General features: G+C 65.9%; 2 protein-coding genes. Both read right to left on the bottom strand.

The features are described 5' to 3' along the window. On the bottom strand, nt 1–740 hold a 740-nt coding region (locus tag AB4Y84_RS21230), incomplete at its 3' end, for a thiamine pyrophosphate-binding protein (protein ID WP_442250885.1). Between the two features lie 109 nt (nt 741–849). After that, on the bottom strand, nt 850–1,583 hold a 734-nt coding region (locus AB4Y84_RS21235; RefSeq protein ID WP_442250886.1), incomplete at its 5' end, for an XAC2610-related protein.

Consider the following 1,583-nt stretch of genomic DNA (forward strand, 5'->3'; position numbering starts at 1 on the left):
CCCATGTTGTACGGGTTGTCCGGTTCGACGAAGTCCTTCGCACGCGATGTGTGCGCCACCGGTGCCTGCAGGCGCCGCGCCAGTTCCAGCAGCTGCGCATGTGCCCCCTGGCAACCGGCGCCGGCATAGATGCCGATGCGCTTGCCCTGCCCCAGCAGTTCGGCGATGTGCTGCAGCTCGGCCTCGGAGGGGCGCAGCACCGGCTGGGTGTAATGCACCGAGAACGGCACATCGTGCTTCACTTCCGCTTCGCTGATGTCGGCCGGCAGGATCACCACCGCCACACCGCGGCGGCTGATCGCCGCCTGGCAGGCCAGCGCCACCACGCGCCGTGCCTGGGCCGGGCTGTGCACCTGCTCGCAGAACACGGTGCAGCTGCCGTACACCGCCTTGAAATCCACTTCCTGCGGGAACTCCATGCCCAGTTCGCTGGTGACCACCTGGCTGGCGATAAGCACCATCGGCGCGCGGTTGCGGTTGCTCTCGAAGATGCCGTTGATGAAGTGCAGACCGCCAGGACCGCACGAACCCGCGCAGGCGGTCAGCTGGCCGCTGATCAATGAATCGGCACCGGCCGCGAACGCCGCGACCTCTTCATGGCGGACATGCACCCACTCGATCTCACTGCGATGCAGTGCGTCGGTGACATGGTTCAGGGTGTCGCCGACGATGCCATAACAACGGCGGACGCCCGCCTGCTGCAGGGTATCGACGACGATCTCGGCAACGCGCTTGCTCATGGGACTACAGCCTTGCAAGGGGGAACCCCGAGGCTAGTCCCGGTGAAGTGATGCTGCCGTGGGCAAGAAGCTGATCGCCTTGTTGTGCAAACTCCCAGCAGCGCTGCCGTCAATCGTTGACGTTGATCCAGCCCTCGATCGCGCTCTGTTTCGGAGTGCGGTAACGCAGCTTCACCCAGCCGTCCTGCTCATCCAGCATCTCCACCTGATCGCCCTGTACCAGGTAGCGCTTGGTGCTTGATGCGCCGGGCCGGTCGAACAGGAACAGGCGCGCTGGCAGCACGGTGGCGTCCAGGCCCCGCAGCGGTGCACCGCTGGCGGGTGCACCCAATCCATCACCAATGGCGCTTTCCAGCACCTTGCCGGCGGGATCATAGGAGCGCCACACCGCCAGCGGGCCTTGGCTTTCGGTCTCTTCCAAGTGCAGCGCCTGGTTCAGCGTATCGCCCAGCATCAGCACGCTCTCACTGCGGTACAGATAGAGCTGCGGGCCGTTGAAGCGATACACGTCGGTGTACCACATCGGCCCACTGCGGCAGCTGGCAGTCAGCGTGCGCGTGGCAGCGTCCACGCTCAGCCCCATCAAGTCGCCGCAACTGTCCTTGCCGTGGGTTTCAGCCTTCAGCGCGCTGAACTCACCGCTGCCCACGTCGAAGCGGTAGACCGCAACGGCCTCATTGACCATGCCCACCGCCGCGCGCGCAACCAGCTCGGGACGCCCGTCGAAGTCGAGATCCTCTGCGCTCAGGCGCGAATGTCCCTCGGCGTCCGGCGCGCCAGGCAGGCGCTGCCGCTTCCCTGCCGGCTGCAGGAGCACGGCAAGCATGCCGTCCTCCTGTACCT

Origin of the sequence: Stenotrophomonas sp. 2YAF22, from assembly GCF_052114665.1 — a bacterium.
GTDB lineage: Bacteria > Pseudomonadota > Gammaproteobacteria > Xanthomonadales > Xanthomonadaceae > Stenotrophomonas > Stenotrophomonas indicatrix.